Below are 13,831 nucleotides of genomic sequence, written 5' to 3' on the forward strand. Positions count from 1 at the left end.
GTTCACCTCCTCTCGGCCGCGTCGGCCAGGATGTCGGCCACCAGGGACTCGACGAAGGACACGGAACGGGTGACGGCCTCGCGGACCGGTTCGCTGAGGCCGACGACGACGTCCACCTCGTCGCCGCGCATCCGGACCTCGGGCTCGCAGCCGACGACGAGGACGCGGGGCAGCCGCCCGTCGCCCAGTTGCCGGGCGAGGCCGAGGACCTTGACCGGGTCCATGGCGTGGGCCTCGGGGGCGCCCGCGGCGGGGAGCACGGCGAGGTCGGGCTCGATGACGCTGAGGGTGCCGGGCGGCTGCCCGTGCGGGGTGGCGTCCAGCAGGACGACGGTGTCGTAGCCGTCCAGCATGCGGTAGGCGAGGTCCATGCCGCGGATGCCGAAGTCGGCGACGTGGACGCCGTCGGGCAGGGCGCGGCGGGCGAGGAGGGCGGCGGCCTCGGGGCCGAAGCCGTCGTCGGCCAGGAAGATGTTGCCGACGCCCGCGACGAGCACCCGGTGGGCCGGCGGGCCGCCGTCGGTGCCGGGGAGCGGTTCGAGCTCGTCGGGGGCGAAGAAGAACCGGTGGCCGATCTGGCTCGCGGCGCCCAGGTCGCGGCCCGGGTCGCCCTCCAGGACGACGGCGACGTGCACCTGCCCTTCGAAGTCCTCCTCCACGGCGGCGACCTCGGCGATCCGGCCCGTCAGGGCGAGGTCCATGATGTCGGCGCGCCGGGACGGCCTCAGCCGCACGCGGGCGCCGGGACGGTAGGAGACGCCGTTCACCGCTCCTCCCCCGGGCCGGCCGCGCGGAACTCGCGGATCGTGCCGTGCAGGGCCATGAGGTCCTCGGTGCCGAGCCCCTCGCAGCGGTCGAGGATCTCGCGCGCCCGGGGGTCGCAGGCCCGTGCCTCGGCGCGCTCCTCCTCGGTCAGGCTCAGCACGCTCAGCACGAGGAGCTGGTCGATCTCGGTCCCGTCGAACAGGTCGCCCGGGCTCTCCGGCGCGACCCGCGGGAAGTCGTACAGGGTGACCGGCGAGGAGAGCACGGTGCCGGCCCGGCCGTCGCCCGCGTCGGTGCCGACCAGGACCGGCCAGGTGCCCTGGTTGCGGCAGGCGGCGGCGTGCTCGCGCAGGGCGGCGGGCGGGTCGAGGAGGGAGACGAAGCGGCCGGTGCCGGCGTGCAGGACGGTGTGGGTGGAGACGAAGGCGTAGGGGGCGGTGGCCTCCCGTGCGTGCCGGGTCCCCGGTTCCGGCACCGGGCAGGGGGTGCTGTTGCCGATCCGCACCGTCAGCCGGTGCACCCCGTCGGCGACCGGCTCGGCCGTGACCTCGACGGTGCCGGTGAGGCGCCGCCATCCGCGGACGAGCCGGGCGGTGCCGCCGGGCAGTTCCTCGGTGTCGGTGCCCTCGGGGACGTCGACGGCCGCGCGGGCGGGGGCGCCGGTCAGGACGACCTCCCGCTCGGTCGCCTCCTGCCAGCTCAGGTACCGCTCCCCCGCCACGGTCAGCTCGTCGACGGGACGGCCGTCCCGCGTGACCGTGCGGTCCACCACCTGGAGGAACCGCACCCGTACGGTGAGGTCGTCCAGGGGGCCTTCGTGGAGGACCTGGGTGGTCATGCTGTCCGGTTCGCCGAGCGCGTCGGCGCAGGAAGCGGGGAAGACGCCGCCGAAGGTCCAGCGCTTGGCGTTCTTCAGCGCGGACCTGCGGTAGGGCCACAGCAGGTAGCCCTCGTACAGGCAGGTCCGGGTGATCTTCTCGACGTCGGAGAGGTCCGGGTGGTCGCGGTGGTCGGTGAGGGTCATGTGCTGGGGGTCCCCGAGTGGTGGTGGGCGGTGCCGTCGAGCAGGGCGCGCACGGCGTCGTCGGGCGTGGTGAGGACGTGCCGGGCGCGGTAGGCGTCGAGGCGGTCGTAGGTGGCGCGGGTCAACCGCAGCCAGGGGCTGCCCGCGTGGTAGCGGTCGGTCAGGGAGTGCCAGAGGGCGGCGGGCAGGTCGTAGCGGGTGTCGCCGTCGGCCCAGGAGACGCGGGACGCCGCGAGTCCGGGGCCGTCGGGCGTGCGGTGGAAGACGGTGCCGCTGAAGAGGAAGTCGAGGGGCACGTCGCCGTCGTCGCCGACCGCGCGCAGGTACTTGGTGACGGCCAGTTCGGTGTCGTAGGAGCACTCGACGGGGAGGTGGACCGTCGTGCGGTCGTCGAAGGCCGGGACGTGCACGGTGGTGCGGGCCCAGACGAGCGGGCGCATGCCGGCCGCCCACTGCTCGGGCTCCCCGAACAGCTCGCCGAGCGCCTCCCGTGCCTCGGGGCGGTAGCGGCGGCGGGCGACGTCGATGCGGACGACGGTGGTCAGGGCAACGGAGCCGACGGGCCGGCCGGCGGTCCGGGCGATCTCCAGGTCGAAGCGGAGGACGGGCAGCGCGGCGAAGCGCTCCTCCTCCGCCCCGGTGACGGTGAACGCCAGGACCGGGGCGGCGGGGGCGGACAGCGCGGGCGGCGCCGTCATGCGGGCGACAGGTTCGGCATGTCCCGGTCGACCGGGTCGCGGTGGCGGGCGTTGATGCCGGTGGAGCGGCGGGCCGTGGAGCGGTCGTCGCGGCGGTGCCCCGGCTGGCGCTTGTACAGGCCCCGGTGGTTGCCGCGCCGTACACCCGCGACGTGCGCCGGCTTGTCGGGCTCGACGTCGGGTGTGCCTACGGTGATGCCCATGACGCCTCCTGGGGGGAGAAGGGGGTGGGGTCGGTGGGGTCGGTGGGGTCGGCCAGTGCCCGGAAGAAGTCCTCGACCCGCTGCCACACCTCGGGGCCGCCGTCCAGTCCCTTCCAGTGTGCGCGCACGACGGCGGCCAGGCGGTAGCAGTCGTCGAGCGGGACGAGCCAGTGTTCGCTCGCCCCGTGACCCCGGTCGACCAGCAGGGCCCGGACGTCGGTGACGTGCTCGGGCAGGTCGGGATGGCAGGTCTCGACGTCCCGCCAGCTGTCCGGGGGGACGGGGGCCCGCAGGACGCCCAGCGGGCTCGGGTAGGCCGCGGTGACCTCGCCGCTCCCGCCGGAGCGGGTGAAGAAGGCGAGGGAGACGGGGACGCCCAGGCCCGCCCACGCCGCGTCGTCGATCCGGCAGCCGTCGAGCCGTCGCCGCTCCCGCGGCAGCAGCCGGTGGCCGCCGGCCGCGCCGGCGTCGTGGTCGAAGAGGACGGCGCAGGCGGGGCAGGCGCAGGAGACGGTGCCGGTGGCGGGCTGGAGGACGTGGCGGTGCGGGTGGCCGGGCGGCAGTGGCCGGGCGCACAGGTCGCACCGCTCCACGGCGTCCCGTCCGTCGGCCCGGGCCGCCTGCCGTGCCACCCGGCGCAGCCCGTTCATCCGCAGGCTCCCCCGCCGACCGGCGTACGGTCCCGGAACAGGGAGTCGACGGGGATCAGCGGTTCGGCCGGGCCCGCGGTCTCCACCCGGACGTCGTCGATCTCCGGGGCGCGGGCGGCCACGGCGTCGCGTACGGCCTGCTCGGCCCCGGCCGCGCCGCATCCGCCGCCGGTCACCCGGACCCGCAGCGCCGTGCCGGTCAGCTCCAGGATCTCGGGCGGCTCGGGCAGCGCGGCGAGGGCCTGCCGGACCCGTGTCTCGACCGGGTCGGGGTGCAGGTCGTGCACGAGCAGCAGGTGGCCGACGAGGTCGTCGGCGGCCAGCCGGTCCAGCAGGTCCGGGTGGCCGGCCAGGTGGGCGGTGATCCGTCCCAGGCACTGGCCGTACAGTCCGACGAGCGTCTCGACGGTCTGCCCGGCCCGTGCCGCGGCCAGGCCGTCCGGCAGGGCGTCCAGGCCGGACAGCCGCTCCTCGGCGAGCGCCACCTGGCGGCGGGCGTGGGTGTCGTCCCAGGGTTCCCAGGGCATCAGCGGCCGCCCTGGTCCGCGAGGGCGCCGAAGGTCGGCGAGTGGGACTGGGTGAGGGTGCGGCCGCCGCCGAGGTACATGTGGACGCCACAGGGCAGGCAGGGGTCGAAGCTGCGGACGGTGCGCATGATGTCGATGCCCTTGAAGGTGTCCGGCCCGTTCTCCTCGAAGATCGGACAGCCCTGCACCGCGTCCTCGTACGGGCCGGGGGTGCCGTAGAAGTCGCGCGGGCTGGCGTTCCACGGGGTCGGCGGGTACGGGTGGTAGTTGGCGATCTTGCCGTCGCGGATGACCAGGTGGTGGCTGAGGACGCCGCGGACGGCCTCGTGGAAGCCGACGCCGATGGCCTCCTTGGGGACCTTGAAGTCCTGGAAGGTCTTGGTGACGCCGGAGCGGACCTCGTTGAGGGCCTGGTCGACGAAGTGCAGGGCCATGGCCGCCGCGTAGGCGACGAAGTACATGCGGGCCCGGTTGCGCTCGATGGTGTTGGGGAAGGGCGGGGGCGTCCACTCCAGCCGGACCTCGGCCGACGACGGCGTCTTCGGCAGGTCGATCTGCACGCTGTGGCCGGTGGAGCGCACGTACGGCGTGGCGACCTTCCCGGCGAGGGCGGTGGCCCACAGGCGGGCGATGGGGCCGCCGCCGGTGTCCAGGGCGAGGAAGTCGTCGGTGCGCTTGTCGAACCAGCGGGGGCTCATCACCCAGCTGTAGTTGCCGCCGTCCAGGTCGCGCTTCTGCGGGGCGGGCAGGGTGGTCTGGTTCCAGGGGTGCCGCTTGTCGACCGGGTTGCCGAGCGGGTCCTTGTCGACGAAGGTCTCCTCGCCCGTCCAGTCCTCGTAGTAGGAGCTGCCGAGCAGGATGCGCATGCCGAGGTTGATGTCGACCAGGTCCGTGGTGACGAGCTGGTTGTCGACCACGATGCCCGGGGTGACGAACATGCGGTTGCCCCACTCGTTCATCTTCTTGTAGCTGTAGTCGACGATCTCGGGGTCCTGGAAGGCGCCCCAGCAGCCGAGCAGGGTGCGGCGGCGGCCGACCTCCTCGTAGCCGGGCAGGGCCTCGTAGAAGAAGTCGAAGACGTCGTCGTTCATGGCGACGGCCCGCTTGACGAAGTCCAGGCAGCGGGTGAGGCGGACCAGGTAGTCGGTGAACAGCTGGGGGGTGGCGACCGTGCCCACACCGCCCGGGTAGAGCGTGGAGGGGTGCACGTGGCGCCCTTCCATGAGGCAGATCATCTCGCGGGTGAGCCGGCTCATGACGAGCGCCTCTTTGTACGTGGCCCCCTCGAAGGGGTTGTACGAGCTCATGATGTCGCCGATGGTGCGGTGGCCGTGCCGGTCGCCGCGCGGCGCGGGGGTGCGCTCGGCGCGCTCCCACACGCCCGGGTTGGTCTCCTTGACCATGCGTTCGCAGTAGTCGACGAAGACCATGTTGTCCTGGAAGATCGTGTGGTCGAACATGTACTCGGCGGCCTCGCCGAGGTTGACGATCCACTCGCCGAGCGGCGGGGTCTTCACGCCGTAGGCCATGTTCTGCGCGTACACCGAGCAGGTGGCGTGGTTGTCCCCGCAGATGCCGCAGATGCGGCTGGTGATGAAGTGCGCGTCGCGGGGGTCCTTGCCCTTCATGAAGACGCTGTAGCCGCGGAAGACCGATGAGGTGCTCTTGCACTCCACGACCTCGCGGGCATTGAAGTCGATCTTCGTGTAGATGCCCAGGTTGCCGACGATCCGGGTGATCGGATCGAACGCCACATCGGTGAGGGTGCGCTGCTGCGCCGGGGCGGCCTGGCTCGTCGTCACTCGACGGGTTCCTTTCACACGAGGCGGTGCGGGAGGTGAGGGGTCACTTGCCGGGCCAGCGCGGCGCGAAGCCGGAGGTCAGCTCGCCGCGGTTGTGGCGCCACTTGGGCTCCTTGTTGACCGAGCGGTTGGTGATGGCGCGCAGCGTGCGCACCAGCGGGCCGTAGGTGGAGGAGAGCACGCCGGAGGAGACGCTGCCGCCGGGCGGTTCGTCCATGAACGGCATGAACTTGTCGGGGAAGCCGGGCATCGTGCAGCCGATGCAGATGCCGCCGACGTTGGGGCAGCCGCCGATGCCGTCCATCCAGCCGCGCTTGGTGACGTTGCAGTTGACCACGGGGCCCCAGCAGCCGATCTTCACCTGGCACTTGGGCGAGTTGTAGTCCTTGGCGAAGTCGCCCTGCTCGTAGTAGGCGGCGCGGTCGCAGCCCTCGTGCACGGTCTTGCCGAACAGCCAGGTGGGCCGGAGCTGTTCGTCGAGCGGGATGGGCGGGGCCATGCCGGCGGCCTGGTAGAGCAGCCAGGTTACGGTCTCCATGAAGTTGTCGGGCTGGACCGGGCAGCCGGGCACGTTGACGATCGGCAGCCCGCCGGCCGAGCGGAAGTCCCAGCCGAGGTAGTCGGCGAGGCCCATGCAGCCGGTGGGGTTGCCCGCCATGGCGTGGATGCCGCCGTACGTGGCGCAGGTGCCGACCGCGACGACGGCGAAGGCGCCGGGGGCGAGCCGGTCGATCCAGGTGTTGAAGGTGATGGGGTCGCCCGTGCGCGGGTCGTTGCCCATCGAGGTCCAGTAACCGTCGCCGTTGATGCGCTCGTTGGGGACGGAGCCCTCGACGACGAGGACGTACGGGGCGCCCAGGGTGCCGTCGGCCGCTTGGTGGAAGGGGCGGGTGAAGTCGTCGGCCGTCTCGTAGGCGAGGACCTTGTTGTGCAGGTGGACCTTGGGCAGTCCGGGGATGGCGCCGAGGACCACGTCCTCGAGGCTGGGCAGCGAGGCGGCCGTGACGGAGACGGTGTCGCCGTCACAGCTCATTCCCTCGGAGGTCCACAGGATGTGGACCTCTTCCACGGCCGCGGGGGCCTGGGTGTCGGTGCTCATGGGATCCCTTCCTGGCGGCGTCCCCCGCAGCAGGCTGACATACCGGATAATCAGTCACCATTCGGGAAGTCCATCCGGAGGTGCTCCGGCGTCCCGTCCGGCCGCCGCTTGCGCACGAAGGCCGAGCGCAGGCCGTGGTAGGGCGCGGCGGGGTCGTCGAAGACGGCGCGCATGCGCTCCAGCTCGGCGGCGCGGTGGGCGCGCAGCGGGCGGACGGCCTCGTCGCGCTCCCGCGCGGCCTTCTTCGCGCCCAGCCGGGTGGACAGCCCGGCGGAACGGGCCAGCCGGTCCGCCATCCGGGTGACCTCCGCCGTGAAGTCCCCCGGCCCGCACCCCAGGACCCGGTCGACCAGCCCGAGGGTGCGGGCCGCGTGGGCGCCGACCGGCAGGGCGTCCCGGGTGAGCCGCTCGGCGGCCGCCGGACCGGCCCGGCGGGGCAGCGTGTAGGTCCAGTACTCGGATCCGTACAGGCCCATCAGGCGGTAGTGCGGGTTGAGGACGGCGCCCTCGCGGCACCACACCTCGTCGGCGGCGAGGGCGAGCATGACGCCGCCGGCGGCCGCGTTGCCGGGCAGGGCGGCGATCACCAGGCGGTCGGTGGTGGTGAGGATCTCCTCCACCAGGTCGTCGATGGCCTCGATGTTGGCCAGCGACTCGGCGGCGGGGTCGGGGGCGGCCTCGATGACGTTCAGGTGGATGCCGTTGGAGAAGAAGTCCCGGGTCCCGCCGAGGACGACGACGTCGGTGGGGCGGGTGCGGGCGTGGCGGTAGGCGTCGAGGAGACGGCGGCACTGACCGGTGCTCATGGCTCCGCCGGGGAAGCGGAAGCGGAGGTGGCCGACGGTGCCGTGCTCCTCGTAGGTGATGTCCTCGTAGCTCCCGCCTGTCGTTCTCCGGCTGTCCGCCGTGGGGGGGTGCTCGCGCGGTTCCCCGCGCCCCTCGCGGGGCGCTGTCGGCAGCAACGCGCCCAGGGCCGTGGTCGCCGGCAGTTTGAACGTCGCCGGTTCCCCCGGCCGTCGGCGGGGGCGCAGCTCCGGGATCCAGACCGCGCCGTCCGTCGTCGCCCGGCAGATCGCCCCGTGGCGGGTGGCCAGCAGCTCGCCCGGGGGGCCGGTGAGGCGGTGCTCGGGCAGGCCGCCGTGCAGGTACCACTCGCCGCCCAGGAAGGCGTCCAGCACGCCGGGCTGCGAGTCGGCGGCACGGAGCTTGCGCAGCACCGTGTCCGTGGGGTCGTGGTGCCAGTCGATCCGGCGCTCCTCCTGGCGCAGGTACGGCCGCCAGGTGTGCTCGGGCGGCGTGAGCGGGGTGTACGTGCCGGAGGCGAAGCGTTCGACGGCGAGCAGGACCGCTCTCAGCGCGGCGTCGGCCAGTTCGCCCCGGTACAGGTCGCTCTTGCCGACGTCCGGCGGCACCCCGAAGCCGGCCGACGCCCACACCGGTCCCGCGTCCATCTCGGCCACCGCCTGGAGGACCGTCACGCCCCAGCGTCCGCGGCCCTCCTGCACCGCCCGGTCGAGGGACGACGGGCCCCGGTCGCCGGGCGGCCCCGGATGGACGATCAGGCAGCGGTACGCCGACCAGACCGCTTCCGGCACGGCGGTCGTCAGCATGGGGGCGATCACCAGGTCGGGCGCGTGGCGGCGCACGGCGGCGGTGAGTCGCTCGTCGTCCCCGAGGGCCAGCTCCACGGCGACGGGGTGCCCGCGGTCGCGCAGCTCCACGAAGACCCGCTGGGTGAGGCTGTTGAACGCGCTCGCAAGCAGCAGAATCCGCATCACCCGGCGATGCTCCCCCGACGACCCGGGCCCGGCGCGGTAGGCACGCCCCGGGCCGGGCGGGCTTGCGCCGCCCGGGGGAAAACACCCCCCGTCCGTCTCCGCGTGACCGGGCGGGGCCCCGGCCGTGCCTACCGTGCGGGGCATGCACGAGCTGTCGATCGCCGCCGCGGTGGTGGAGAACGCCGAGGGCGTGGCCCGCGATCACGGGGCGGCCGCGGTGACGGGCGTGACGCTGCGGATCGGCGAGCTGGCGGGGGTCGTCCCGGACGCCCTGCGCTTCTCCTTCTCGCTGGTCGCCGAGGGCACGGCGCTGGCCGGCGCGGAGCTGGTCATCGAGGAGGTGCCCGCGCGGGCCCGGTGCGGCGGCTGCGCGGCGCGGTTCGCGGTCGGCTCGCCCCCCGCGCTGTGGTGCCCGCACTGCGACACCGCCGCGGCCGAACTGCTGACCGGGCGGGAACTGGAACTGGCGGAGGTACGAATGGCAGGGAACCCGTGATGTGCCGCAGCGTCGACGTACGGACGGCCGTACTGGCGAAGAACGACGGTCTGGCGGCCGAGCTCCGCGCCGACCTGGCGAGACGGCGGGTGGCGGCCGTCAACCTGCTGTCCAGCCCCGGCAGCGGCAAGACCGCGCTGCTCGAACTGGCGCTGCGCCGGGCCCGCGAGCGGGGTGTGGCCGTCGCCGCCCTCACCGCCGACCTGGCCACCGAGAACGACGCCCGCCGGCTGGCCCGCTCCGGGGCGCCGGTGAAGCAGGTGCTGACCGGCGGCCTGTGCCACCTGGAGGCGGCGCAGGTGCGCGGCCTGATCGACGGCTGGCTCCCGCCCGCGACGCGTCTGCTGTTCGTGGAGAACGTCGGGAACCTGGTCTGTCCCGCCTCCTACGACCTGGGCGAGACCCTGCGCGTGACGCTGATGTCGGTGACGGAGGGCGAGGACAAGCCGCTGAAGTACCCGACCGCCTTCGGCGCGGCCCAGCTGGTGGTGCTGACGAAGACGGACCTCGCCGACCCCGTCGGCTTCGACGACGCCGCCTTCAGGGCGGCCGTGGAGCGCGTCAATCCCGGCGTGGAGGTCCTGCCCACCTCGGCCCGGACCGGGCAGGGCGTCGACATCCTGCTCGACCGGATCCTCGTCGTGGCCGACGGAGGGGCGCCGCACGCCCCGCTCCTCGCGGCGGACCATCTCCGCCGGCACGCGCACGACCACGGGCCGGACGACTCCGAGGGACACCACCACGACCACGCGCGCGCTCACGACCACGCGCGCGCTCACGCTGACGCGCACGACGACGGCCACGGGCACGACCACGGCGCCGGACACGACCACGGGCACGGGCACGCCTCCCGGGCCACCCCCGCGTGACCTCCACGGCCACCGCCGGGGGCACCGGGGGCGCCGCCGGCCCGTCCGCGGAACGGCGGCGGGTCGTCGTGCGGGGCACCGTGCAGGGCGTGGGGTTCCGGCCCTTCGTGCACCGTCTGGCGGCGGAGCTGGACCTCGCCGGTCATGTGCGCAACGGCGCGGCGGGCGTGGTCGCCGAGGTCGAGGGCGCGCCGGAGGCCGTGGCCGAGTTCTGCCGGGCCCTGGCCGAACGGCCACCGCCCCTGGCGGACGTCCGGGAGGTGGCGTACGAGACGGTCCCGGCGCTCGGCGCTCCCGGTTTCGTCATCCACCCCTCCGAGGACGGGGACGGGGACGGCGCCGGTGGGAGCACGGGCCGGACGCTCGTCCCGCCGGACACCGCGCCCTGCGACGACTGCCTGCGGGAACTGGCCGACCCGGCGGACCGCCGCCACCGGCACCCCTTCATCACGTGCACGCACTGCGGCCCCCGCTTCACCATCACCACCGGACTGCCCTACGACCGGGCGACCACCACCATGGCGGTGTTCCCGCTGTGCCGGGAGTGCGCCACCGAGTACGCCGACCCGGCCGACCGCCGTTTCCACGCCCAGCCGGTGGCGTGCCACGCCTGCGGTCCCCGGCTGCGGCTCACCCTGCCCGGCGGGCGGCCCCGGGAGGGCGAGGCGGCCCTGGCGGAGGCGCGCCGGCTCCTGGCGCGGGGCGCCGTGCTGGCCGTCAAGGGGCTCGGCGGGTACCACCTGGCGTGCGACGCCCGCGACGAGCGGGCCGTCGCCGCGCTGCGCACCCGCAAGCGGCGCGGCGGCAAGCCGTTCGCCGTCATGTGCGCCGACCTGGCGGACGCCGAGCGGCTGGCGCACCTCGGCCCCGAGGAACGCGCCGTCCTGACGGGCCGGCGGCGGCCGATCGTCCTGCTGCGCCGTGCGGCGGGGACCGCGGGGACGGCCGAGTCGGTCTGCCCGGGCGCCCCGGACATCGGCGTGATGCTGCCGTACACCCCCCTGCACCGGCTGCTGTTCGGTCTGCCGGGTGATCCGCCGGGGCCCCGGGTCCTGGTGATGACCAGCGGCAACCGGTCCGGGGAGCCGATCGTCACCGACGACGCCGAGGCGCGGGAGCGGCTCGCCGGCCTCGCCGACGCCTGGCTCTGGCACGACCGGGTCATCGAGGCGCCCTGCGACGACTCCGTGGTCCGCGTCCGCGCGGACGGCGGCGGCGCGGTCGTCCTGCGCCGGTCACGGGGTCTGGTCCCCGAGCCGGTCGCGCTGCCCGTCCCCGTCGCCCCGGCCCTCGCGGTGGGCGGCGACCTCAAGAACGCCCTGTGCCTCGGCGCGGAGGACCGGGCCTGGTTCTCCCCGCACATCGGCGACCTGGGCGACCTGGCCACCGTACGGGCCTTCGAGGGGGCGGCGCGGCGGCTGGGCGCGCTGACCGGGATCGACCACGGGCTGCTGGCGGCGGACCGGCATCCCGGGTACCACTCGGCCCGGTGGGCGCGGCGTGCCGCGGACGCCGCCGGCCTCGTCCTGCGGCCGGTGCAGCACCACCACGCCCACGTCGCCTCCCTGATGGCGGAGCACGGGCTGGACGGCGACACCGTCGTCATCGGCGTGGCCTTCGACGGGACCGGGTACGGCGACGACGGCGCGGTCTGGGGCGGCGAGGTGCTGCTCGCGGGCTACGACGGCTACCGCCGGCTGGCGCATCTGCCGTACGCGCCGCTGCCCGGCGGTGACGCGGGGGTGGCCAACCCGTGCCGCACCGCGCTGGCCCGGCTGCGCGCCGCCGGACTGCCCTGGGACGCGGACCTGCCGTGCGTCGCCGCCTGCGAGCCGGGTGAACTGCGGCTGCTGCGGCAGCAGTTGGAGCACGGCACGGCGTGCGTGCCGACCTCCAGCATGGGCCGGCTCTTCGACGCGGTCTCCTCCCTCGTCGGGGTCTGCCACCGGACCCGCTACGAGGCGCAGGCCGCGCTGGAGCTGGAGTCGGCGGCGCTGCCCGCCTGGCCGGAGGCGACCGGGGCGTACGCCTTCGCCGAGGGCCTGGACCCCGGGCCCGCGCTGGCCGCGATCGTCGCCGACCTGCGGCGCGGGGTGCCGGTGCCGGTGATCGCCGCCCGTTTCCACCGGGCGGTCGCCCGGGCCGTCCTGGCGGTCTGCCGGTCCGCGCGCCGGCGGACGGGGACCGGGGTGGCCGCGCTGACGGGCGGGGTGTTCGCCAACGCGCTGCTCGACGCCGAGTGCGCCGCGCTGCTGGCCGCGGACGGCTTCACGGTGCTGCGCCACCGGCGGGTGCCGCCGGGCGACGGCGGTCTCGCGCTCGGCCAGCTGGTCGTGGCGGCCCGCGGCCGTCGCACGGAACGTCCGCGACAAGGACTTCCGCAACGCGAGCTTCCGCACCACGGGCTTCCGCACCACGGGCTTCCGCAACGCGAGCTTCCGCGACGAGAACTTCCGCAACGACAAGGAGGACGCTGATGTGCCTGGCGGTGCCCGGCCGGGTGGTCGGGATCGAGGACCGGGACGGCACGCGCATGGCGCGGGTCGATTTCGGCGGCGTGGTCAAGGACGTGTGCCTGGCCTACGTCCCGGACGCCGAGGTGGGCGAGTACGTCATCGTCCACGTCGGTTTCGCGCTCCAGCGGCTGGACGAGGAGTCGGCCCGCGCCTCGCTGGACCTGTTCGAGCAGCTCGGGCTGCTGGAGGAGGAGTTCGGCGACGCCTGGGCGCGCGCCGAGGCGGAGGCGGCCACGGAGCAGGAGGGCATCCGGTGAAGTACGTCGAGGAGTTCAACGACCCCGCGCTGGCCCGGCGGCTGCTGGCCGAGATCCGGGCCACCGTGACCCGCCCCTGGGCGATGATGGAGGTCTGCGGCGGGCAGACCCACTCCATCATCCGCCACGGCATCGACCAGCTCCTCCCCGACGAGGTGGAGCTGATCCACGGCCCCGGCTGCCCGGTGTGCGTGACCCCGCTGGAGATGATCGACAAGGCGCTGGCGATCGCGTCCCGCCCGAACGTCGTCTTCTGCTCCTTCGGCGACATGCTGCGCGTGCCGGGGACCGGCCGCGACCTGTTCCGGGTGCGGGGCGAGGGCGGGGACGTCCGGGTGGTCTACTCGCCGCTGGACGCCCTGGACATCGCCCGCCGCGAGCCGGACAAGGAGGTCGTGTTTTTCGGCATCGGCTTCGAGACCACGGCCCCCGCCAACGCGATGACCGTGCACGAGGCCCGCCGGCAGCGCGTCCGCAACTTCAGCCTGCTGGTGTCGCACGTACGGGTGCCGCCCGCGGTCGAGGCGATCATGCGGGCGCCCGGGTGCCGGGTGCAGGCCTTCCTCGCCGCCGGTCACGTGTGCAGCGTGATGGGCACCGCCGAGTACCCCGAACTGGCCGCGCGCCACCGCGTCCCGATCGTGGTGACCGGCTTCGAGCCGCTGGACATCCTGGAGGGCGTCCGCCGTACGGTCCACCAGCTGGAGCGCGGGGAGCACCGGGTGGAGAACGCCTACCCGCGCGCGGTGCGCGAGGCCGGCAATCCGGCCGCGCTGCGCATGATCGAGGAGGTCTTCGAGGTCACCGACCGCTCCTGGCGGGGCATCGGGACCATCCCGGACAGCGGCTGGCGGCTGTCCGACGCGTTCCGGGCGTACGACGCCGAGCACCGCTTCGACGTCGGCGACGTGCGGACCGTGGAGTCCCCCGAGTGCCGCAGCGGCGAGGTGCTCCAGGGCCTGATCAAGCCCCACGAGTGCCCGGCCTTCGGCACGACGTGCACCCCGCGCACCCCGCTGGGCGCGACGATGGTCTCCAGCGAGGGGGCCTGCGCCGCGTACTACCTGTACCGGCGGCTGGAGGTGGCCCCCGTTGGCTGAGACGACCGTGGACCCGGCGAACTGGTCCTGCCCCGCGCCCCTGCGCG

At 74.4% G+C, this 13,831-nt stretch carries 14 protein-coding genes; 5 read left to right on the forward strand and 9 right to left on the reverse strand.

Features of this window, described 5'->3' with window-relative positions; translation table 11 throughout:
* Positions 1 to 2: 2 nt before the first annotated feature.
* Genes ACZ3KJ_RS19380 through ACZ3KJ_RS19420 form a run of 9 tightly spaced genes read right to left on the reverse strand, consistent with a single transcriptional unit; the run spans position 3 to position 8,543 of the window.
* Positions 3 to 767: a hydrogenase maturation protease gene (locus tag ACZ3KJ_RS19380; RefSeq protein WP_467528417.1), complete on the reverse strand. Its 765-nt coding sequence runs from the start codon at positions 765 to 767 to the stop codon at positions 3 to 5.
* Positions 764 to 1,789 (reverse strand): hypothetical protein, encoded by a 1,026-nt coding sequence (locus ACZ3KJ_RS19385; protein WP_467528419.1) that lies wholly within the window; start codon positions 1,787 to 1,789, stop codon positions 764 to 766. The genes ACZ3KJ_RS19380 and ACZ3KJ_RS19385 overlap by 4 nt, the downstream gene beginning before the upstream one ends.
* Entirely contained in the window at positions 1,786 to 2,487 is a 702-nt protein-coding gene (locus tag ACZ3KJ_RS19390; RefSeq protein WP_467528421.1) for a DUF6084 family protein, read from the reverse strand. The genes ACZ3KJ_RS19385 and ACZ3KJ_RS19390 overlap by 4 nt, the downstream gene beginning before the upstream one ends.
* Positions 2,484 to 2,690 carry a hypothetical protein gene (locus ACZ3KJ_RS19395; RefSeq protein ID WP_467528422.1) on the reverse strand — a complete coding sequence of 69 codons (207 nt, stop codon included), beginning with the start codon at positions 2,688 to 2,690 and terminating at the stop codon, positions 2,484 to 2,486. Before ACZ3KJ_RS19395 ends, ACZ3KJ_RS19390 begins: the two co-directional genes overlap by 4 nt.
* Complete coding sequence (locus tag ACZ3KJ_RS19400; protein WP_467528424.1) at positions 2,675 to 3,340, reverse strand: DUF5947 family protein; 666 nt, start codon at positions 3,338 to 3,340, stop codon at positions 2,675 to 2,677. Before ACZ3KJ_RS19400 ends, ACZ3KJ_RS19395 begins: the two co-directional genes overlap by 16 nt.
* Positions 3,337 to 3,867: a NifU family protein gene (locus ACZ3KJ_RS19405; RefSeq protein WP_467528426.1), complete on the reverse strand. Its 531-nt coding sequence runs from the start codon at positions 3,865 to 3,867 to the stop codon at positions 3,337 to 3,339. Before ACZ3KJ_RS19405 ends, ACZ3KJ_RS19400 begins: the two co-directional genes overlap by 4 nt.
* Entirely contained in the window at positions 3,867 to 5,669 is a 1,803-nt protein-coding gene (locus ACZ3KJ_RS19410) for a nickel-dependent hydrogenase large subunit (RefSeq protein ID WP_467528427.1), read from the reverse strand. The genes ACZ3KJ_RS19405 and ACZ3KJ_RS19410 overlap by 1 nt, the downstream gene beginning before the upstream one ends.
* 43 nt (positions 5,670 to 5,712) lie before the next feature.
* The gene (locus tag ACZ3KJ_RS19415) at positions 5,713 to 6,768 is read right to left on the reverse strand and encodes an NADH-quinone oxidoreductase subunit B family protein (protein WP_467528429.1); all 1,056 of its coding nucleotides are present in this window, start codon (positions 6,766 to 6,768) and stop codon (positions 5,713 to 5,715) included.
* A 50-nt stretch (positions 6,769 to 6,818) separates the two neighbouring features.
* On the reverse strand, positions 6,819 to 8,543 hold the full coding sequence (locus ACZ3KJ_RS19420) for a hydrogenase maturation protein (protein ID WP_467528431.1): 1,725 nt from the start codon (positions 8,541 to 8,543) through the stop codon (positions 6,819 to 6,821).
* A gap of 145 nt (positions 8,544 to 8,688) precedes the next feature.
* Between ACZ3KJ_RS19420 and hypA the strand changes: the two genes are divergently transcribed.
* From hypA to hypD, 5 genes are read left to right on the forward strand one after another with little or no spacing between them, the layout of a single operon-like run.
* The gene (hypA, locus tag ACZ3KJ_RS19425; protein WP_401695333.1) at positions 8,689 to 9,042 is read left to right on the forward strand and encodes a hydrogenase maturation nickel metallochaperone HypA; all 354 of its coding nucleotides are present in this window, start codon (positions 8,689 to 8,691) and stop codon (positions 9,040 to 9,042) included.
* Positions 9,042 to 9,911, forward strand: coding sequence for a hydrogenase nickel incorporation protein HypB (gene hypB, locus ACZ3KJ_RS19430; RefSeq protein ID WP_467528433.1), 870 nt, complete (start codon positions 9,042 to 9,044; stop codon positions 9,909 to 9,911). Before hypA ends, hypB begins: the two co-directional genes overlap by 1 nt.
* Positions 9,908 to 12,388, forward strand: coding sequence for a carbamoyltransferase HypF (gene hypF / locus ACZ3KJ_RS19435; RefSeq protein WP_467528435.1), 2,481 nt, complete (start codon positions 9,908 to 9,910; stop codon positions 12,386 to 12,388). Before hypB ends, hypF begins: the two co-directional genes overlap by 4 nt.
* Positions 12,388 to 12,684 carry a HypC/HybG/HupF family hydrogenase formation chaperone gene (locus ACZ3KJ_RS19440; protein WP_467528437.1) on the forward strand — a complete coding sequence of 99 codons (297 nt, stop codon included), beginning with the start codon at positions 12,388 to 12,390 and terminating at the stop codon, positions 12,682 to 12,684. Before hypF ends, ACZ3KJ_RS19440 begins: the two co-directional genes overlap by 1 nt.
* Positions 12,681 to 13,784 carry a hydrogenase formation protein HypD gene (gene hypD, locus ACZ3KJ_RS19445; protein ID WP_467528439.1) on the forward strand — a complete coding sequence of 368 codons (1,104 nt, stop codon included), beginning with the start codon at positions 12,681 to 12,683 and terminating at the stop codon, positions 13,782 to 13,784. Before ACZ3KJ_RS19440 ends, hypD begins: the two co-directional genes overlap by 4 nt.
* Positions 13,785 to 13,831 lie beyond the last annotated feature (47 nt).

This window comes from Streptomyces sp. NPDC003248, from assembly GCF_055563235.1.